The organism is Microbispora sp. CA-135349 (assembly GCF_050947365.1).
Classification (GTDB): Bacteria; Actinomycetota; Actinomycetes; order Streptosporangiales; family Streptosporangiaceae; genus Microbispora.
In genome coordinates, this window is record NZ_CP192001.1 from 7,771,956 (window position 1) to 7,789,487 (window position 17,532).

At 65.5% G+C, this 17,532-nt stretch carries 8 protein-coding genes; 7 read left to right on the forward strand and 1 reads right to left on the reverse strand.

Annotation, left to right across the window (positions count from 1 at the left end):
- The first annotated feature begins 371 nt into the window (after positions 1 to 371).
- The gene (locus ACQPZZ_RS35805; RefSeq protein WP_432926411.1) at positions 372 to 2,156 is read left to right on the forward strand and encodes a trypsin-like serine peptidase; all 1,785 of its coding nucleotides are present in this window, start codon (positions 372 to 374) and stop codon (positions 2,154 to 2,156) included.
- A 311-nt stretch (positions 2,157 to 2,467) separates the two neighbouring features.
- On the opposite strand, the gene ACQPZZ_RS35810 is transcribed toward ACQPZZ_RS35805, so the two are convergent.
- Positions 2,468 to 4,099, reverse strand: a complete 1,632-nt coding sequence (locus ACQPZZ_RS35810; protein ID WP_432926413.1) for an ISL3 family transposase — start codon at positions 4,097 to 4,099, stop codon at positions 2,468 to 2,470.
- Positions 4,100 to 5,652: 1,553 nt separating this feature from the next.
- Here ACQPZZ_RS35810 and ACQPZZ_RS35815 point away from each other — a divergent pair.
- From ACQPZZ_RS35815 to ACQPZZ_RS35840, 6 genes are all read left to right on the forward strand, one after another.
- The gene (locus tag ACQPZZ_RS35815) at positions 5,653 to 7,254 is read left to right on the forward strand and encodes a trypsin-like serine peptidase (protein ID WP_432926415.1); all 1,602 of its coding nucleotides are present in this window, start codon (positions 5,653 to 5,655) and stop codon (positions 7,252 to 7,254) included.
- 747 nt (positions 7,255 to 8,001) lie between these two features.
- Positions 8,002 to 9,387: a trypsin-like serine peptidase gene (locus tag ACQPZZ_RS35820; RefSeq protein ID WP_432926417.1), complete on the forward strand. Its 1,386-nt coding sequence runs from the start codon at positions 8,002 to 8,004 to the stop codon at positions 9,385 to 9,387.
- A 511-nt stretch (positions 9,388 to 9,898) separates the two neighbouring features.
- The gene (locus tag ACQPZZ_RS35825) at positions 9,899 to 11,524 is read left to right on the forward strand and encodes a hypothetical protein (RefSeq protein WP_432926419.1); all 1,626 of its coding nucleotides are present in this window, start codon (positions 9,899 to 9,901) and stop codon (positions 11,522 to 11,524) included.
- 617 nt (positions 11,525 to 12,141) lie between these two features.
- A complete protein-coding gene (locus ACQPZZ_RS35830) occupies positions 12,142 to 13,497 on the forward strand; it encodes a trypsin-like serine peptidase (RefSeq protein WP_432926421.1) in 1,356 nt (451 codons plus the stop codon).
- A gap of 495 nt (positions 13,498 to 13,992) precedes the next feature.
- Complete coding sequence (locus ACQPZZ_RS35835; protein WP_432926423.1) at positions 13,993 to 15,483, forward strand: trypsin-like serine peptidase; 1,491 nt, start codon at positions 13,993 to 13,995, stop codon at positions 15,481 to 15,483.
- Between the two features lie 563 nt (positions 15,484 to 16,046).
- Positions 16,047 to 17,501 carry a trypsin-like serine peptidase gene (locus ACQPZZ_RS35840; protein ID WP_432926425.1) on the forward strand — a complete coding sequence of 485 codons (1,455 nt, stop codon included), beginning with the start codon at positions 16,047 to 16,049 and terminating at the stop codon, positions 17,499 to 17,501.
- The last annotated feature ends 31 nt before the right edge of the window (positions 17,502 to 17,532 follow it).

Consider the following 17,532-nt stretch of genomic DNA (forward strand, 5'->3'; position numbering starts at 1 on the left):
AGATGACAATCTCTTACATTTGTCGCTTTTGGTGCTTTCGACACTGAATCGCACCACCGGTCAGCCGGGCGTTGACTCACTTCCGGCTGGTCCAGATATCTCCCCATAGGTGTGATTTTTGTCACACCCATCCCTTGGATCGCTCCAGCTCCGGTCCCGGCCGGGGGCGTGCGGATGCTCCGTGATCAGCGAAGACGGGACGTTCGCCACCGCGGCGGCACCGCCACCGCCACGCGGCGAAGACTCTGCGGGTGCGGAGAGGAAACTCTGAAATTTCTGTTTTCAGAGGCTTTCTCGTTATAACTTCCCACCGTTCCTTCACTGACGCATGGGGCGCAAGTGACGCCCCACGACAGACCAGGGAGATCCACTTGAAGCGCACTCTCGCTCTCGGCGGGGTCGCGGCCGGCCTCCTGGCCTCCGCGGCGATCGCCGCCCCGGCTCATGCCGACCAAATCCCGTCCATCAACCTCGCCAAGACGAACTTCGCCGCGAAGGAGATCGCGGCGTTCTGGTACGGCGAGGCGCGGGCCAACCTGATCAAGGCCACGCCGTACGGCGTGGAGACCAAGATCTCCGCCAAGCACGTGTCGACCGGTGGGGTTTCCGCCGACGACAAGGCCGGCACGGTCGGGTCCAGCGGCGACCAGAAGGCCGCCACCGGCAACACGAAGAACGTCAACCTGCCGAAGACCACCGGCAAGGTCTTCTTCATCGGCGCCGACCACCAGCCGCACTGGTGCTCGGCCACCTCGGTCCAGAGCCAGTACAAGAACCTGGTCGCGACCGCGGGCCACTGCGTCTACGACACCGAGTCGAACGCGACCACCCTCGACAAGTGGGTCTTCATCCCCGGTTACTACCAGGGCAAGACCCCGTGGGGCATCTACGTCGGTAAGACCGCTTACACGCACTACGACTACAGCGTGTACGAGGACGGCGACCGCGACTACGCGTTCGTCACGGTCTACAACGGCGTCCAGGTCACGGACGTCAGCTACGACCGGCGCGGCCGCTACGAGCACGGTCGCTACGAGCACGGCCGCTACGACGACCGCTACGACCACGGCCGCCACGACAAGTACGACGGACGTGACCACGACGGCAGGTACCGCGGTGGCCGCGACCACGACGACCGTCGCTCGTTCGTGCGGAACGTCTCCGTGCGCGAGTTCCAGGCCCTGAACAGGGGCAGGGACCTCACCGGCAACGGCCCCTGGGCCAAGGGCACCGGAGCCGAGACCAACGAGATCAACGAGCGGGCCTACCGCAGCAACTCGGACTCGTACGTCAGCCGCGACGGCAAGACCCTGTACTTCCGTAAGAAGGTCTGGGGCGGCGACGACGAGCACCACGGCCCGGGCCGTCCCGGCAACGGTGGTCACGGCCACGGCGGCTACGGCCACGGCGGCTACGGCAAGGGCGACGACGACAGGAAGCTCGCGCCTCTGGCCGAGCCGAGCAGCTCTCCCTCCGCCAGCCCCTCGGCCTCGCCGAGCACCGAGGCTTTCGCCGCGCAGACCAGCGCGCCGAACCCCGAGTTCGGCAAGCGTCACGACGACCGCGGGCACGACTGGTGCGACGACCACGGCGACAGGTTCTCGCGTGGCCACGACCGTTGCGACGACAACGGCCACCGGCCCAAGTACAAGTACTACGCCCGGACGTTCTGGGCGAAGTCGGTTCGCCACGACGACCACAGGCCCCACGGCACGCTGAAGATCACCCTGAAGGACGTCGGCACCCTCGGGTCCAACGTCGGTGGTCAGGGCCTGGCCTACAACCAGAAGATCGGCACCGCCGTCTTCCAGTTCGGCTACCCGAGCGGGTCGCACCCGGACGGCAACTACGCCTTCACCGGCCAGACCCTCAAGTGGGCGTACGGCAAGACCTTCAAGGCGAGCTCCGCGGCCATCAAGGGCGAGGAGCTGGTGGGCCTCAAGTCCTCCTTCACCGGTGAGGGCGCCATCGGCTCGTCCTGGCTGTACCGCTACAGCAGCACCAAGCGGCTCGGCTACCTCAACGGTGTGACCATCGGCCTCGCCGACACCGACGGCAACGGCCGCATCGACACCAGCGTCTCCCCGTACTTCGACGGTGAGACCCTGGCCGTCTACAAGCAGGCTGCCGCCAACTGGTCTGGCAAGATCGTCTGAGTCTCCGACTCCTGACGTGAGGATGGGGCCCGGCTGTTCCACAGCCGGGCCTTTTCCGTTGGCATGAGGATGGGCCCCGCTGTCCGCAGCGGGGCCCTTTCGCTTCTGTCCCGCGAGTCGTCTGTCCCGCGAGTCGTCTGTCTCGCGAGTCGTCTGTGTCCCGCGAGCTCAAGCCGTCTCCACGGGCCGCGCCGAGGACGATGCCGGCACCACTCCCTTACCTCCCGCCTTGCCCATTCGCTGTACGCCGAGACGATTGTCAACGTCGCTCGAATGTGGGATCAGGCGCACTTTCCGTGATCGGACCCTGGTCAGTCGGCCAGCAGGAGGCGTTTGCGTAGGAGGTCGGGGTTAGCGCGGCCGTACATCTGCCGCTTGAGCATCTTGGTCCGGTTGACGTGCCCTTCGACGGGTCCGGAGCTGTAGGGCAGGGTGAGGCCGGCGGTGACGGCGTCTTGGTCGCGGCGTACCCCGGTGACGAAGGAGCGCAGGTCAGGCAGGTCGTCGCGGAGTACCGCGTTGATCCATGCCTCCAGGTCCCGGCCGCGGCGGTTCATCATCATGTCGGCGAACTCACGCACGTGAACCCGGAGGGCTGCCAGCTGGGGAGATAAGGCGGTGAGTGTGTCGAGGTGGTGTTGCTCGCCGGGTTCGAGGCGGGCGGGGTTGCGCAGGAACCAGCCGGTGGCCTGCCGGACCGTGGGCGGGCGGAGCGAAGCCGGGGTGGGTGGTAGGCCGGCTCGCCAGGGGCGGACGTATTGGCGGACGGCGGTGCTGCTGCCGCGGTAACCGAGATTGCGCAGTTCACGGCAGAGGAGTTCGGCGTTGGTGCATCCCTCCGCCCACCGCGTGCGCAGGTAGCCGTCATAGGCGTCCAACGCCTTGGGGCGTTGGCCGGTACCGGCGTGGACGAGCAGGTCTTTAGGGTTGCCGGCGCGGGCGAAGCGCCGGACGGTGTTGCGACCGAGGTTCAACCGCCGGGCGATCTCCCGGACGCCGTGGCCTTGCTTCAGCAGAGCGTGAACGACGGCATGCCGTTCCCGGGTGCGAACAGCGATCCGGTCGTCGCGGTCGGCGGGTATCCGAGGCGGGGTGGACGCCTGCGCAGGCGGAGCAGGTGTGGGCTGAGCGTTGAGCGCGGGGACCAGGGACGGCAGGTGATGGCGGTGCCGGGTGAGGGTGCGTTCGGCGGCCTCGCCGAGGTTCCTCCACAGGTGCCAGCGGTCTGCCACCTGGATCGCCTGCGGTGCGCCGCGGGCCACGCCCTCGGCATAGGCGCTGGCCCGGTCCCGGCACACGATCTCGACGCCGGGGTGAGCCTGCAGCCAGGCCGCGAGGGTCTCGGCCGTCCGGTCAGGTAGCACGTCGACCACCCTGCTGGTGGAGATGTCGATCAGGATGGTGCCGTAGGAGTGGCCCCGCCGGTAGGCGAAGTCGTCCACGCCGAGCACTCGCGGGCCCGCCGCGAGGGGCGGCTCGGGCAGGCCGCGGATCAATCGGATTAGGGTCGTCCGGCTGACTGAGGTGGCCAGGCGCTGGGTGAGGCGGGCCCCGGCGCGACCGCCCAGCGCCAGCGCAATCGCCGCCAACACCCTGCCCGCTGGGATGCTGCGGCGGCCGTATCGCACCGTCAGGCCGGGAATCTGCTCGGCGAACGTCGCTCTCGCGCAGGCGGTATTACGGCAGAAGAATCGGTGTACCCGCAGGTGGATGAGCAGTTCCTGGCCGCCGACTGCGGTGTCGGACAACCGCCGTTCGTAGTGACTGTGCCTGCGCCCCGACCGAACCCCGCAGTCCGGGCACGCCGCCTCCACGGTGCCGGTCCTGGCCCGGATCCGCACCGTCCTTCCCGCACGCAACACCTGGTCAATGCACACGCGGGCCAGGTGAGGGAACAACGCCCCGACCGTCTCACTGATCAACACGCCGCAGATCGTCGCCATCGACGGGCGACCTACTGGCTAGAACGCCTGAACCGTGATCAGCTCAGCCGGGGTCCGATCACGGAAAGTGTGCCTGATCCAGTATTGGAGCGCCGCCGTCAACGATCGACGGGCGGCGACGCACGCCGGATGTTTCTCGCCGCGGGCAACGCCGCTCGTGGAGGCGTTCAGCGCCATCCTGAGGCGCTCTCCCTCACGCGGAAGTCTTCGGGGCGGCACGGTGGCACGTGTGCACCGGCCTCACCCGCCCGTGGGCACCACACCGCGGACACCACATCACGCGTATCCCCGGCAATTTACTTGTACGGCGTACGAATACGCGCGCACACTTACAGATCGTGTCGGGATGGCATCGTCAGCGCGACAGGGATCGCCTGTCGCGGCACCCCGGGAAATATCTGAAGAAAACCCGGTGCGGCCGCGAGTGAGGAAGTCAACGGAAACCAGATTTACTGAAACGAGATCTGCGGACAATGCCGGACGACCGAGTCCGATGTCGCGCAAAGAAAAGAGAAGCGAAGCGTTTTGATCGGTGGGCGACGAGGAGCGATACGCGTTCCCGAAATTGCCACCCTCACCTGTTCCGATAGCAGGGAAAACCGGCTGAACGATATAGCAACCACCCGCGCCATGCTTCTCCCATCACGCGACGTGCGACCGTGGGACCGTTGCAAAACGACCGGCTCCATGAAGCCGAGCGCTACCTCATAACCGATGTGACCTGCGGATATCTGGACGCGCTGCGACGCGGGGACGCCCGCCGAGCATGCTCGGCCTCTGCCGTTGCGAGTTCTCTGCGACAAGCGCGCACCAGCGGCCGGCGCCCGAAAGCGTTCTTCTCAACCGCCGACCCGCACCCCTGCCGAACGCCCGTTTCGCCGTCCCGAAACCTCCTGGGCGAGCGTTACGGCGAATTCACATCCGGCGCCGCCTGCTACCTGCGCGCCATTCTCCCGATCGCCGCTCAGGGCACGGCGAGGTTCACCGATCGGATCAGAGTGCTTTCCCCATGGCATCCCCTCCACAGGAGGGCTCGGCAGCGGCCGGCAGGGCTCCGGGTGCCATCGTCGGGACACCGGTCTCACGCGCCTCCCCCTCGCGGGACGGGGCGGGCACGGAGAGCTCCGAGGCGACGCGCGCCGGGCCGGGTGTGGTCGCGCCGCAACCGGCGAGTGGGATCGACGTGCTGCTTTGCGCCATTCCTTGATCACTTCGCGTGAGCCTCAGGCCCGGTCACCCGAACCACGGTCCAGGCGAAAGGGCACACTCCGACGCAATCCCCTGGGCTCCCGGTTTCATCTAAACCTGTGATTTAGGTCACATTAGTGCGTGACCGATCCGCGACACACCGTGACAGAAGCCGCTCCATACAGGCCATGATCAGCAGATATTCAGCTACCTCTCAGGAAGCGATTGTCGGCATCACGGGTGAAGGCATTAGGCGAATCAACCAATTCCCCTTACGCCACTCCAATCGGTCCTATAGCTTTCATCCCGTTCCTCACTGACGGATGGGGCGCAAGTGACGCCTCACGACAGACCAGGAGAAATCCATGAAGCGCACTCTCGCTCTGGGTGGTGTCGCGGCCGGCCTGCTGGCCTCCGCGGCGATCGCCGCCCCGGCTCAGGCCGACCAGATTCCGAGCGTGAACCTGGCCAACACCAACTTCGCGGCCCAGCAGGTCGCGGCGTTCTGGTTCGGCGAGGCCAAGGCGAACCTGATCAACGCCACGCCGTACGCGGTGGAGACCACGGTCCCCACCAAGCACGTGTCGACCGGCGGCGTGTCGGCCAGCGACAAGGCCGGCACGGTTGGCTCCAGCGGCGACCAGAAGGCCGCCACCGGCAACCTGAAGAACGTCAACCTGCCGAAGACCACCGGCAAGGTGTTCTTCATCGGTGCCGACCACAAGCCGCACTGGTGCTCGGCCACCTCGGTCCAGGGCCAGTACAAGAACCTGGTGGCGACCGCGGGTCACTGCGTGTACGACACCGAGTCGAACGCGGCCACCCTCGACAAGTGGGTCTTCATCCCCGGCTACTACGAGGGCAAGACCCCGTGGGGCATCTACGTCGGTAAGACCGCGTACACGCACTACGACTACAGCGTGTACGAGGACGGCGACCGCGACTACGCGTTCGTCACGGTCTACAACGGCGTTCTGCCCACCGAGGGCGGCACCAGCGCCGGCGAGTACGCGTCCGAGGTCTACCCGACCAAGCTCGAGGCTTGGAAGGCCAAGCGGAAGCTCGAGGGCGACAAGAGCACCGTCGGCTCGAGGCTCCGTATCGTCGAGGCCAGCAAGCTCTCGCGGTTCGGTCAGCCGTCCCCGGTCACCGTCGCCGAGTTCCAGGCCTGGAACAAGGGCAAGGACCTGACCGGCAAGGGCCCGTGGGCCTGGGGCACCTCCGCCTCCGAGCCTGCTGTGGTTCAGAAGAAGGACTACAAGCAGGACAAGGACTCCTACATCAGCGAGGACGGGAAGACCCTGTTCTGGCGGGTGCGGAAGGACAACAAGCCTGGCGACTGGAAGCCCGGCGACCACAAGCCCGGTGACTGGAAGCCCGGCGACCACAAGCCCGGTGACTGGAAGCCCGGCGACCACAAGCCCGGCGACTGGAAGCCCGGCAACCAGGGCCCCGTCGAGTACAACTACTTCAGCCGGACGTTCACGGCGAAGGTTGTCAAGGGCTACCAGGTCGTGGGCAAGAAGTTCTCGATCGGCCTCAAGGACGTCGGCACCCTCGGGTCCAACGTCGGTGGTCAGGGTCTGGCCTACAACCAGAAGATCGGGACGGGCATCTTCGAGTTCGGTTACCCGAGCGGGTCGCACCCGGACGGCAACTACGCCTTCACCGGCAAGACCCAGAAGTGGGCCTACGGCAAGACCTTCAAGGCGAGCGCTGCTTCGCTGAAGGCCGAGGAGCTCGTGGGCATCAAGTCCTCCTTCACCGGCGAGGGCTCCATCGGTTCCGCGTGGCTGTACCGCTACAGCAACACCAAGCGGCTCGGCTACCTCAACGGTGTGACCATCGCGGTCTCCGACACCGACGGCAACAGCCGCATCGACACCAACGTGTCGCCGTACTTCGACGGTGAGACGCTGGCCGTCTACAAGCAGGCTGCCGCCAACTGGTCCGGCAAGATCGTCTGATCTTCCCCCCGGTAAAGCAGAGTCAAGGAAAGGGCCCGGCACCCAGCCGGGCCCTTTTCCCGTTTCCGCACAAAGTTCGACGTACTGCGCCTTTGTCGACGAGGCCGATCGAGTGCTCTCCAGCAGGCCGCTTCCGACCACGACGGCGCCGCACTCCTCCGCACGACGCCTGAACCGATCGCGATCGCTCGGGATGCTTCCACCAGAGCCGAAGCAGGAATGCCCCCCACCGCCAGGGCGGCCTCTTCCCGTGCCGGCCGCCGATCGCTCGCTGCCGACGATCCGCTCTCGCGCACCCGCCGATTGCCGTGCTGTCGGGATCAGCGCCCGACGGGCCGACGGGTCTGGACCAACCCAGCTCGACTCTCTTACCGATGGTCACAAATAGTGCCGTTCGTCCCATTTTCGGGGTTTGTCGCGGCTGCTGGAAGCCACCGGATCACCCCGCGTGTGAGGGCTTTGACGTGATCTCACACCTCTTCGGTTTCCCTCGAAACTGTGATTTAGGTCACAGTAATCGTTATAGCGGTCCAACGCGGAGCGTAACGGAGGCCCCTTGGACACCTTTGATGATCAGCCAAAATGGTTCGCCATCCCCCGATCGACCGCTTCCGCCCGCAACGCCTCCCGTCATGAGACGGTCACGAACCCTCTTACGCCCCCTCTTTTCGTCCTATAGCTTTCTCCTCGTTCCTCACTGACGGATGGGGCGCAAGTGACGCCTCACGACAGACCAGGAGAAATGTTATGAAGCGCACTCTCGCTCTGGGCGGGATCGCGGCCGGCCTGCTGGCCTCCGCTGCGATCGCTGCCCCGGCTCAGGCCGACTCGATCCCGAGCGTGAACCTGGCCAACACCAACCTCGCGGCCCAGCAGGTCGCGGCGTTCTGGTTCGGTCAGGCCAAGGCCAACCTGATCAACGCGACCCCGTACGCGGTGGAGACCACGGTCCCCACCAAGCACGTGTCGACCGGCGGCGTTTCCGCCGACGACAAGGCCGGCGTTGTGGGTTCCAGCGGCGACCAGAAGGCTGCCTCCGGCAACCTGAAGAACGTCAACCTGCCGAAGACCACCGGCAAGGTGTTCTTCATCGGCGCTGACAAGAAGCCGCACTGGTGCTCGGCCACCTCGGTCCAGGGCCAGTACAAGAACCTGGTGGCGACCGCGGGTCACTGCGTCTACGACACCGAGTCCAACGCCACCACGCTGGACAAGTGGGTCTTCATCCCCGGCTACTACGAGGGCAAGACCCCCTGGGGCATCTACGTCGGTAAGACCGCTTACACGCACTACGACTACAGCGTGTACGAGGACGGCGACCGCGACTACGCGTTCGTCACGGTTTACAACGGCGTCATCCCCACGGAGAACGGCACTCACGGCCGCTTCGTGTCGAAGACCTTCGCCAGCAAGTGGGACGCCCTCAAGTACAAGGCCAAGCTTGAGGCCGACAAGACCACGGGCTGGTCCAAGCTCGCGGTCGAGCCGGTCTTCGGCGACTGGAAGCCCGGCAAGCCCGGCGACCACAAGCCCGGCGACTGGGACCACAAGCCCGGCGACCACAAGCCCGGCGACTGGGACCACAAGCCCGGCGACAACAAGGCCGCGGCCCCGCAGGAGCTGAAGGCTCCCGAGGGGATCACGGTTCCCCAGGGCAAGCGGTTCCTGGGCTGGCGCGTCGTCGGCTTCAAGCTGTCGATCGGCCTCAAGGACGTCGGCACCCTCGGGTCCAACGTCGGCGGTCAGGGCCTGGCCTACAACCAGAAGATCGGCACGGGCATCTTCGAGTTCGGCTACCCGAGCGGGTCGCACCCGGACGGCAACTACGCCTTCACCGGCAAGACCCAGAAGTGGGCCTACGGCAAGACCTTCAAGGCGGCCGCCCCGTCCATGAAGGCCGAGGAGCTCGTGGGCATCAAGTCCTCCTTCACCGGCGAGGGCTCCATCGGTTCCGCGTGGCTGTACCGCTACAGCAACACCAAGCGGCTCGGCTACCTCAACGGTGTGACCATCGCGGTCTCCGACACCGACGGCAACAACCGCATCGACACCAACGTTTCGCCGTACTTCGACGGTGAGACGCTGGCCGTCTACAAGCAGGCTGCCGCCAACTGGTCCGGCAAGATCGTCTGATCTTCCCCCCGGTAAAGCAGAGTCAAGGAAAGGGCCCGGCACCCAGCCGGGCCCTTTTCTGTTGCCCGAAACCGCCTAATTCTCACTCCTTGTCCGGAGTCGTCCACTGGTCGGCTGGTGCGCGCTCTCCCCTGCCCGACCTGACGGCTAATGGTCGCAAATAGCACCGCTTGTCCGATTCTGTGAAACGCGTCCACACGGGCCGACGGCCCTCACCCCGCTCGCCGCGACGTGATTGCACACCTCTTCGGTTTCCTCCACAGCTGTGATTTACATCACATCTGGCGTTGCATCGGTCCAACGCGGAGCGTAACGGAGGCCCCTTGGCACCATTGTTGATCAGCCAAAATGATCAACAACTCTCCGGCTCGGGTCATTCGCGTGCCCACTCCCCCTTAAGACATGGCCACAAACCCACTTACGTCACCCCTTTTCCTCATATAGCTTTCTCCTCGTTCCTCACTGACGCATGGGGCGCAAGTGGCGCCTCACGACAGACCAGGAGAAATCCATGAAGCGCACTCTCGCCCTGGGTGGTGTCGCGGCCGGCCTGCTGGCCTCCGCGGCGATCGCTGCCCCGGCTCACGCGGACTCGATTCCGAGCGTGAACCTGGCCAACACCAACCTCGCGGCCCAGCAGGTCGCGGCGTTCTGGTTCGGCCAGGCCAAGGCCAACCTGATCAACGCCACGCCGTACGCGGTGGAGACCCAGGTCCCCACCAAGCACGTGTCGACCGGCGGCGTGTCGGCCAGCGACAAGGCTGGTGTGGTTGGCTCCAGCGGCGACCAGAAGGCCGCCACTGGCAACCTCAAGAACGTCAACCTCCCGAAGACCACCGGCAAGGTCTTCTTCATCGGCGCCGACCACAAGCCCCACTGGTGCTCGGCCACCTCGGTCCAGGGCCAGTACAAGAACCTCGTCGCCACGGCCGGTCACTGCGTCTACGACACCGAGTCCAACGCCACGACCCTGGACAAGTGGGTCTTCATCCCCGGCTACTACGAGGGCAAGACCCCGTGGGGCATCTACGTCGGTAAGACCGCGTACACGCACTACGACTACAGCGTGTACGAGGACGGCGACCGCGACTACGCGTTCGTGACCGTCTACAACGGCGTCATCCCCACCGAGGGCGGCACCAGCGGCGGCAAGTACGAGTCGCAGGTCTACCCGACCAAGCTCGAGGCCTGGAAGGCCAAGCGGAAGCTCGAGGCCGACAAGACCACCGCGCTCTCGAAGCTCCAGATCGTGCCGGTCAACAAGCTCTCGCGCTTCGCCAAGCCGGTTCCGGTCACCGTCGCCGAGTTCCAGGCCTGGAACAAGGGCAAGAACCTGACCGACCCGAACGGCAAGTGGACCTGGGGCACCTTCGCCACCGCGCCTGCCAACGTCGAGAAGAAGGACTACACGCAGGACAAGGACTCCTACGTCAGCCAGGACGGGAAGACCCTGTACTGGCGGGTGAAGGAGCAGGGCGGCAACAAGCCCAGCTTCGCGCCCAACAACCCCGAGGGTTCGAAGGGTCCGCAGGGCCCGCAGGGTCCGAAGGGCCCCCAGGGCCCCCAGGGTCCGAAGGGTCCCGAGGGTCCGAAGGGTCCGGAAGGCCCGAAGGGTCCCCAGGGTCCTGAGTACAAGTACTTCAGCCGGACGTTCTCGGCGAAGGTTGTCAAGGGCTTCCAGGTTGTCGGCTTCAAGCTGTCGATCGGTCTCAAGGACGTCGGCACCCTCGGGTCCAACGTCGGCGGTCAGGGTCTGGCCTACAACCAGAAGATCGGCACGGGCATCTTCGAGTTCGGCTACCCGAGCGGGTCGCACCCGGACGGCAACTACGCCTTCACCGGCAAGACCCAGAAGTGGGCCTACGGCAAGACCTTCAAGGCGGCCGCCCCGTCCATGAAGGCCGAGGAGCTCGTGGGCATCAAGTCCTCCTTCACCGGCGAGGGCTCCATCGGTTCCGCGTGGCTGTACCGCTACAGCAACACCAAGCGGCTCGGCTACCTCAACGGTGTGACCATCGCGGTCTCCGACACCGACGGCAACAACCGCATCGACACCAACGTGTCCCCGTACTTCGACGGTGAGACGCTGGCCGTCTACAAGCAGGCTGCCGCCAACTGGTCCGGCAAGATCGTCTGATCTTCCCCCCGGTAAAGCAGAGTCAAGGAAAGGGCCCGGCACCCAGCCGGGCCCTTTTCTGTTGCCCGAAACCGCCTCACCGGCCTCACGCCGTGGTGCGTTCCAGGGGGATCGAGCGCGCGGCCACCACTCCGCCCCTCTCCCGCTCCGCCACCGCCGGCTCATTCCGGCCCAGGCGCCGCCCCCGGCTTCAGTGATCCTCTAGGCGGACACGAACGGCCCGGGACACCTCCGAAGGACCGCCTGCGGCCCCACCGATCCAGCGTCTTTCGGGCGGCCGGAAACGAGCCACCGAGGACCTCTCGCCGTCCCGCCGAGGGCTCCTTTTGACGTTGAACCCCCGCTCTCGGTTTCATCCGTTCAATGTGATTTGCATCACATACGCACCCCAACCTCGGGTGCTCATCCGCCGCGACAACGGACGTCCGGCACCGTACGTGATCAGCGGAGATGCCCGCAGAGACCTCCAAATCACCACGAATCACGCGAGCCGGGGGCGGCGGGCATGCGTCACGGTTCCACTTACACCACACCAAGTTCTCCTATAACTTTCTGACCGTTCCTTTACTGACGTATGGGGTGCAGGAGTCGCCCCACGACAGACCAGGGAGAGAAAGTTGAAGCGCACCCTCGCATTCGGTGGCATCGCGGCCGGCCTGCTGGCCTCCGCGGCCATCGCCGCCCCGGCTCACGCCGACTCCGTTCCGAGCGTGAACCTGGCCAACACCAACCTCGCCGCCCAGCAGGTTGCCCAGTACTGGCTCGGCCAGGCCAAGGCCAACCTGGTCAACGCCACGCCGTACACGGCCGAGACCACGGTCTCCGCCAAGCACGTGTCGACCGGCGGGGCTTCCGCCGACGACAAGGCCGGCGTCGTCGGCTCCAGCGGTGACAAGAAGGCCACCACCGGCACGTCGAAGAACGTGAACCTGCCGAAGACCACCGGCAAGGTGTTCTTCACCGGCGCCGACGGCAAGCCGCACTGGTGCTCGGCGACCGCCCTGCAGTCGCAGTACAAGAACGTCGTGGCGACCGCGGGTCACTGCGTGTACGACACCAAGTCGAACGCGACCACGCTGGACAACTGGGTCTTCGTCCCCGGCTACTACCAGGGCAAGACCCCCTGGGGCATCTACGTCGGCAAGACCGCTTACACGCACTACGACTACAGCGTGTACGAGGACGGCGACCGCGACTACGCGTTCGTGACCGTCTACAACGGCGTCATCCCCACCGACGGCGGCACCAACGGCAGGCTCGTCTCGAAGTTCTTCAAGAGCAAGAAGGACGCCTACGCCTACAAGGCCAAGCTCGAGGCCGACAAGACCACGGGCTGGTCGAAGCTCGCGGTCGAGCCCGTCTACGCGCAGTCCGGCAAGGGCGACGACCACGGCGACCACCGTGGTGACCACCGCGGCGACAACCGTGGTGACCACCGCGGCGACAACCGTGGTGACCACCGCAGCGACGACCGTGGCCGTGGCAACAACTGGGGCAAGACCATCGTCGGCTACAAGGTCGTCGGCGCGAAGCTGGCGATCGGTCTCAAGGACGTCGGCACCCTCGGGTCCAACGTCGGTGGTCAGGGCCTGGCCTACAACCAGAAGGTCGGCACCGCCGTCTTCGAGTTCGGTTACCCGAGCGGGTCGCACCCCGACGGCAACTACGCCTTCACCGGCAAGACCCTCAAGTGGGCCTACGGCAAGACCTTCAAGGCGAGCGCCGCGTCGATGAAGGCCGAGGAGCTCGTGGGCATCAAGTCCTCCTTCACCGGTGAGGGCGCCATCGGCTCGTCCTGGCTGTACCGCTACAGCAGCACCAAGCGGCTCGGCTACCTGAACGGTGTGACCATCGCGGTCTCCGACACCGACGGCAACGGCCGCATCGACACCAGCGTCTCCCCGTACTTCGACGGTGAGACCCTGGCCGTCTACAAGACCGCCCAGGCCAACTGGTCCGGCAAGATCGTCTGATCTTTTCCCGGTCTTTGACACAAGGAAAAGGACCCGGCCTCCAGTCGGGTCCTTTTCTTTGGCATTTCTCAGGATCACGGCGAGGATCGCGGCGAGGTCGGCGGCGGAAAAAGGAACGGCGCCGTCAATTCATCCTGCCCCTCTTTCGTTCCGAACCGCGTTCAGACCTTCCCGGACCGTTCCAGGACCGTTCCCGGGGCGGTCGCAGTGCCGTTTCCCCCGTCCAGCCAGGGCGAGGAGCCCTCTCCGCCACAGCCGGGCGCGGCCCGTCCGCCCCCCCACGGCCTCCATGGAAGACCGCCGCCGGCGCACCGCAATTCACGGTGAAAGCGTCCGGCGGCGGAGGTGTGCATTGGCATATCACATTGAAGATCACGAGGTGATACCCATTGGCGCACCTCTCTTACGCCCTCAGCTATCGGTCCGGTAGTTTTTGCACACCCTTTACTGACGCTTGAGGCAAAGTCGCGCCTCACGACAGACCATGGAGAGCACTTGAAGCGCACCCTCATGATCGGCGGCGTCACGGCCGGCCTGCTGGCCTCCGCCCTGATCGCCTCTCCGGCGCACGCCGACCGTGGCCACGGCAAGCCCCACTCCAAGCCTCTGGCCGAGACCAACTTCGCCGCCAAGCAGGTGGCCGCGTTCTGGTTCGGGCAGAAGATGGCGAACCTGGTCAACGCCACGCCGTACGGGACCGAGACCAAGGTCTCCGTGAAGCACGTGTCGACGATGCCCAAAGAGATCACCGACACCAAGCCCGGCGTCGTCTCGTCGAGCGGCGAGAAGAAGACCACCGGCACGTCGAAGAACGTCAACCTGCCGCGGACCACCGGCAAGGTGTTCTTCATCGGCGCCGACCACAAGCCCCACTGGTGCACGGCGACCGCCCTGCAGTCGCAGCACAAGAACATCGTGGCCACGGCCGGTCACTGTGTCTACGACACGGTGAAGGACAAGGACCTGATGGACAAGTGGGTCTTCGTCCCCGGTTACTACAACGGCAAGACGCCGTACGGCATCTACGTCGGCAAGATGGCGTTCACCCACTTCGACTTCACCACCTACGGCGACGGTGACTTCGACTACGCCTTCGTCGCCGTCTACAACGGCGTCCTCCCGACGGACGGCGGCACCAGCGGCGGCAAGTACGAGTCCCGGCTCTACAGCAACAAGTGGGACGCCTACAAGGCCAAAGACCAGCTCGCGAAGGACAAGACCACCGCTCTCTCGAACCTCGAGGTCGTGGAGGTCAACACGCTCTCGCGTCGCGCCCGGGAGGTTCCGGTCACCGTCGCCGACTTCCAGTCCTGGAACAAGGGCAAGGACCTGACGGACCCCGACGGCAAGTGGGCTCCCCTGACGTCCGCGGACAAGATCAATGACCGCGTCAGGCCGGACGAGTACAGGTCGAACAAGGACTCCTACATCAGCCAGGACGGGAAGACCCTGTTCTGGCGGGTGAAGGAGAACAACCACTACAAGTACTTCAGCCGGACGTTCAAGGCGAATGTTTTCAAGGGCTACCAGGTCGTCGGCCTGAAGCTGACCATCGGCCTGAAGGACGTCGGCAAGCTCGGGGACAACGTCGGCGGTCAGGGTCTGGCCTACAACCAGAAGGTCGGCCAGCCGACCTACGTGTTCGGCTACCCGAGCGGGTCGCACCCGGACGGCAACTACGCCTTCACCGGCAAGACCCTCAAGTACACCTACGGCAAGACCTTCCCCGCCACGGCTTCGGCGCTGAAGGGCGATGCCCTCCAGGGCATCAAGTCGTCGTTCACCGGCGAGGGCGCGTCCGGTTCCGCGTGGCTGTTCAAGTACAACAACGCGACCCGGTTCGGCTACCTCAACGGCATCACCATCGGTGTCTCCGACACCGACGGCAACAACCGGTACGACACCAGCGTCTCCCCGTACTTCGACGGTGAGACCCTGGCCGTCTACAAGACCGCGGCCGCCACACCCTCGGCCAACATCGTCTGACAGCGTTCGGCGTCGTCTGACGCTTCGTGAGGCACCACTGAGCAAGGGCCCGGCCGCGTGCGGCCGGGCCCTTCTCCCGTTTTCGGCGCTCCCCGCCTCCCTTCCCGATCCCCCGTCTCCGGCCCTCCCCGTTCTCCCGCTCCCCGTGTTGCCGGCTCTCCTCGTGCTGCCGGCTCTCCGCGTCTGGAGGGCCACCGTGCGGGATCTCTCCGCGCTTCGCACCCCGCCGAGGATCGTCTCCCGGGCCTCGATCGGCACCTGTACGGGCGAAATCAGACGTGATCACTTGGGCGCTCGGTTCCATCCGGCTACTGTGATTTACATCACATTTTGCCGCTAAACGATCAGTTACTCCGCGTGATCGCGAGCTCTCAAAATCAGCACCTCATCAGCGGAAACGCGGCAAGCGTTCCGGCTCGGATCCGCCCTTGATCATTACCGGCATGCAGACGGTCTGGTTCTCAGCGCTACTTTCCGCCTGACTCCTCCGATAACTTTCTTACCGTCCCTTTACTGACGTGTGGGCGTACTTTGTGCCCCCGACAGACCAAGGAGAACAACCCTTGAAGCGCACCCTCACCCTCGGTGGCATCGCGGTCGGCCTGCTGGCGTCCGCGGCCGTCGCCGCCCCCGCGCACGCGGACTCCGTTCCGCACGACACCCTGGCCAGCACCAACTTCGCCGCCAAGCAGGTCGCCGCCTTCTGGCTCGGCGAGCGTGCGGCCAACCTCCGCAACGCCAAGCCGTACAACGTGGAGACCACGGTCTCCGCCAAGCACGTCTCGACCGGCGGAGCGTCTGCGGACAGCAAGGCCGGCGTCGTCGGCTCCAGCGGTGACAAGAAGGCCACAACCAGCACGAAGAACGTCAACCTGCCGAAGACGACCGGCAAGGTCTTCTTCATCGGCGCCGACAAGAAGCCGCACTGGTGCTCCGCCACGGCGGTCCAGTCGAAGTACAAGAACCTGGTGGCGACCGCCGGCCATTGCGTGTACGACACCAAGAGCAACAAGGCCACCCTCGACAAGTGGGTCTTCGTCCCGGGTTACTACCAGGGCAAGACCCCGTGGGGCATCTACGTCGGCAAGACCGCGTACACGCACTACGACTTCGACGTCTACGAGGACGGCGACCGCGACTACGCGTTCGTGACCGTCTACAACGGCGTGCTGCCCACCAGCGCCTCCGGCAAGAGCTACGAGCGCACCTACGAGACCTCCCGCGAGGCGAAGTGGGCCAAGGCGAAGCTCGACAAGGACAGCGCCTACTCCCACCTGAGCATCCGGCCCGTGGTCGACACCCGGCACGTGGTCAAGGAAGGCACCCGCGACTCCGAGAAGGTCTACGTCAAGCGGGACGAGTGGAAGAAGCTCAACCCCGAGGGCACCGACGCGAACGGACCCTTCAAGGAGGGCACCGGCGTCACCGACCGGGAGTTCCGCTTCAAGCCCCGCGGCTGGGAAGAGGGCAAGCAGTCCCGCGACGGCAAGGCCTTCTACATGAAGAAGGGCGACAAGTACGTCGTCCGCACCTACTGGATCAACTACGACGTCGACTACCGCCTGACCGGCCGCGCGCTGTCGATCGGCCTCAAGGACGTCGGCGCTCTGGGGTCCAACGTCGGTGGTCAGGGCCTGGCCTACAACCAGAAGATCGGCACCGCCGTCTTCGAGTTCGGCTACCCGAGCGGGTCGCACCCGGACGGCAACCACGCCTACAGCGGCACCACGCTCAAGTGGGCGTACGGCAAGACCTTCAAGGCGGCCGCCCCGTCGATGAAGGCCGAGGAGCTCGTGGCCATCAAGTCCTCCTTCACCGGTGAGGGCGCCATCGGCTCGCCGTGGCTGTACCGCTACAGCAGCGCCAAGCGGCTCGGTTACCTGAACGGTGTGACCATCTCGGTCTCCGACACCGACGGCAACAAGCGGATCGACACCAACGTGTCGCCGTACTTCGACGGCGAGACGCTGGCTGTCTACAAGACCGCCGCGAACAACTGGTCCGGCAAGATCGTCTGATCCACCGGCACCACGCGAAGGGGGCCCGGCG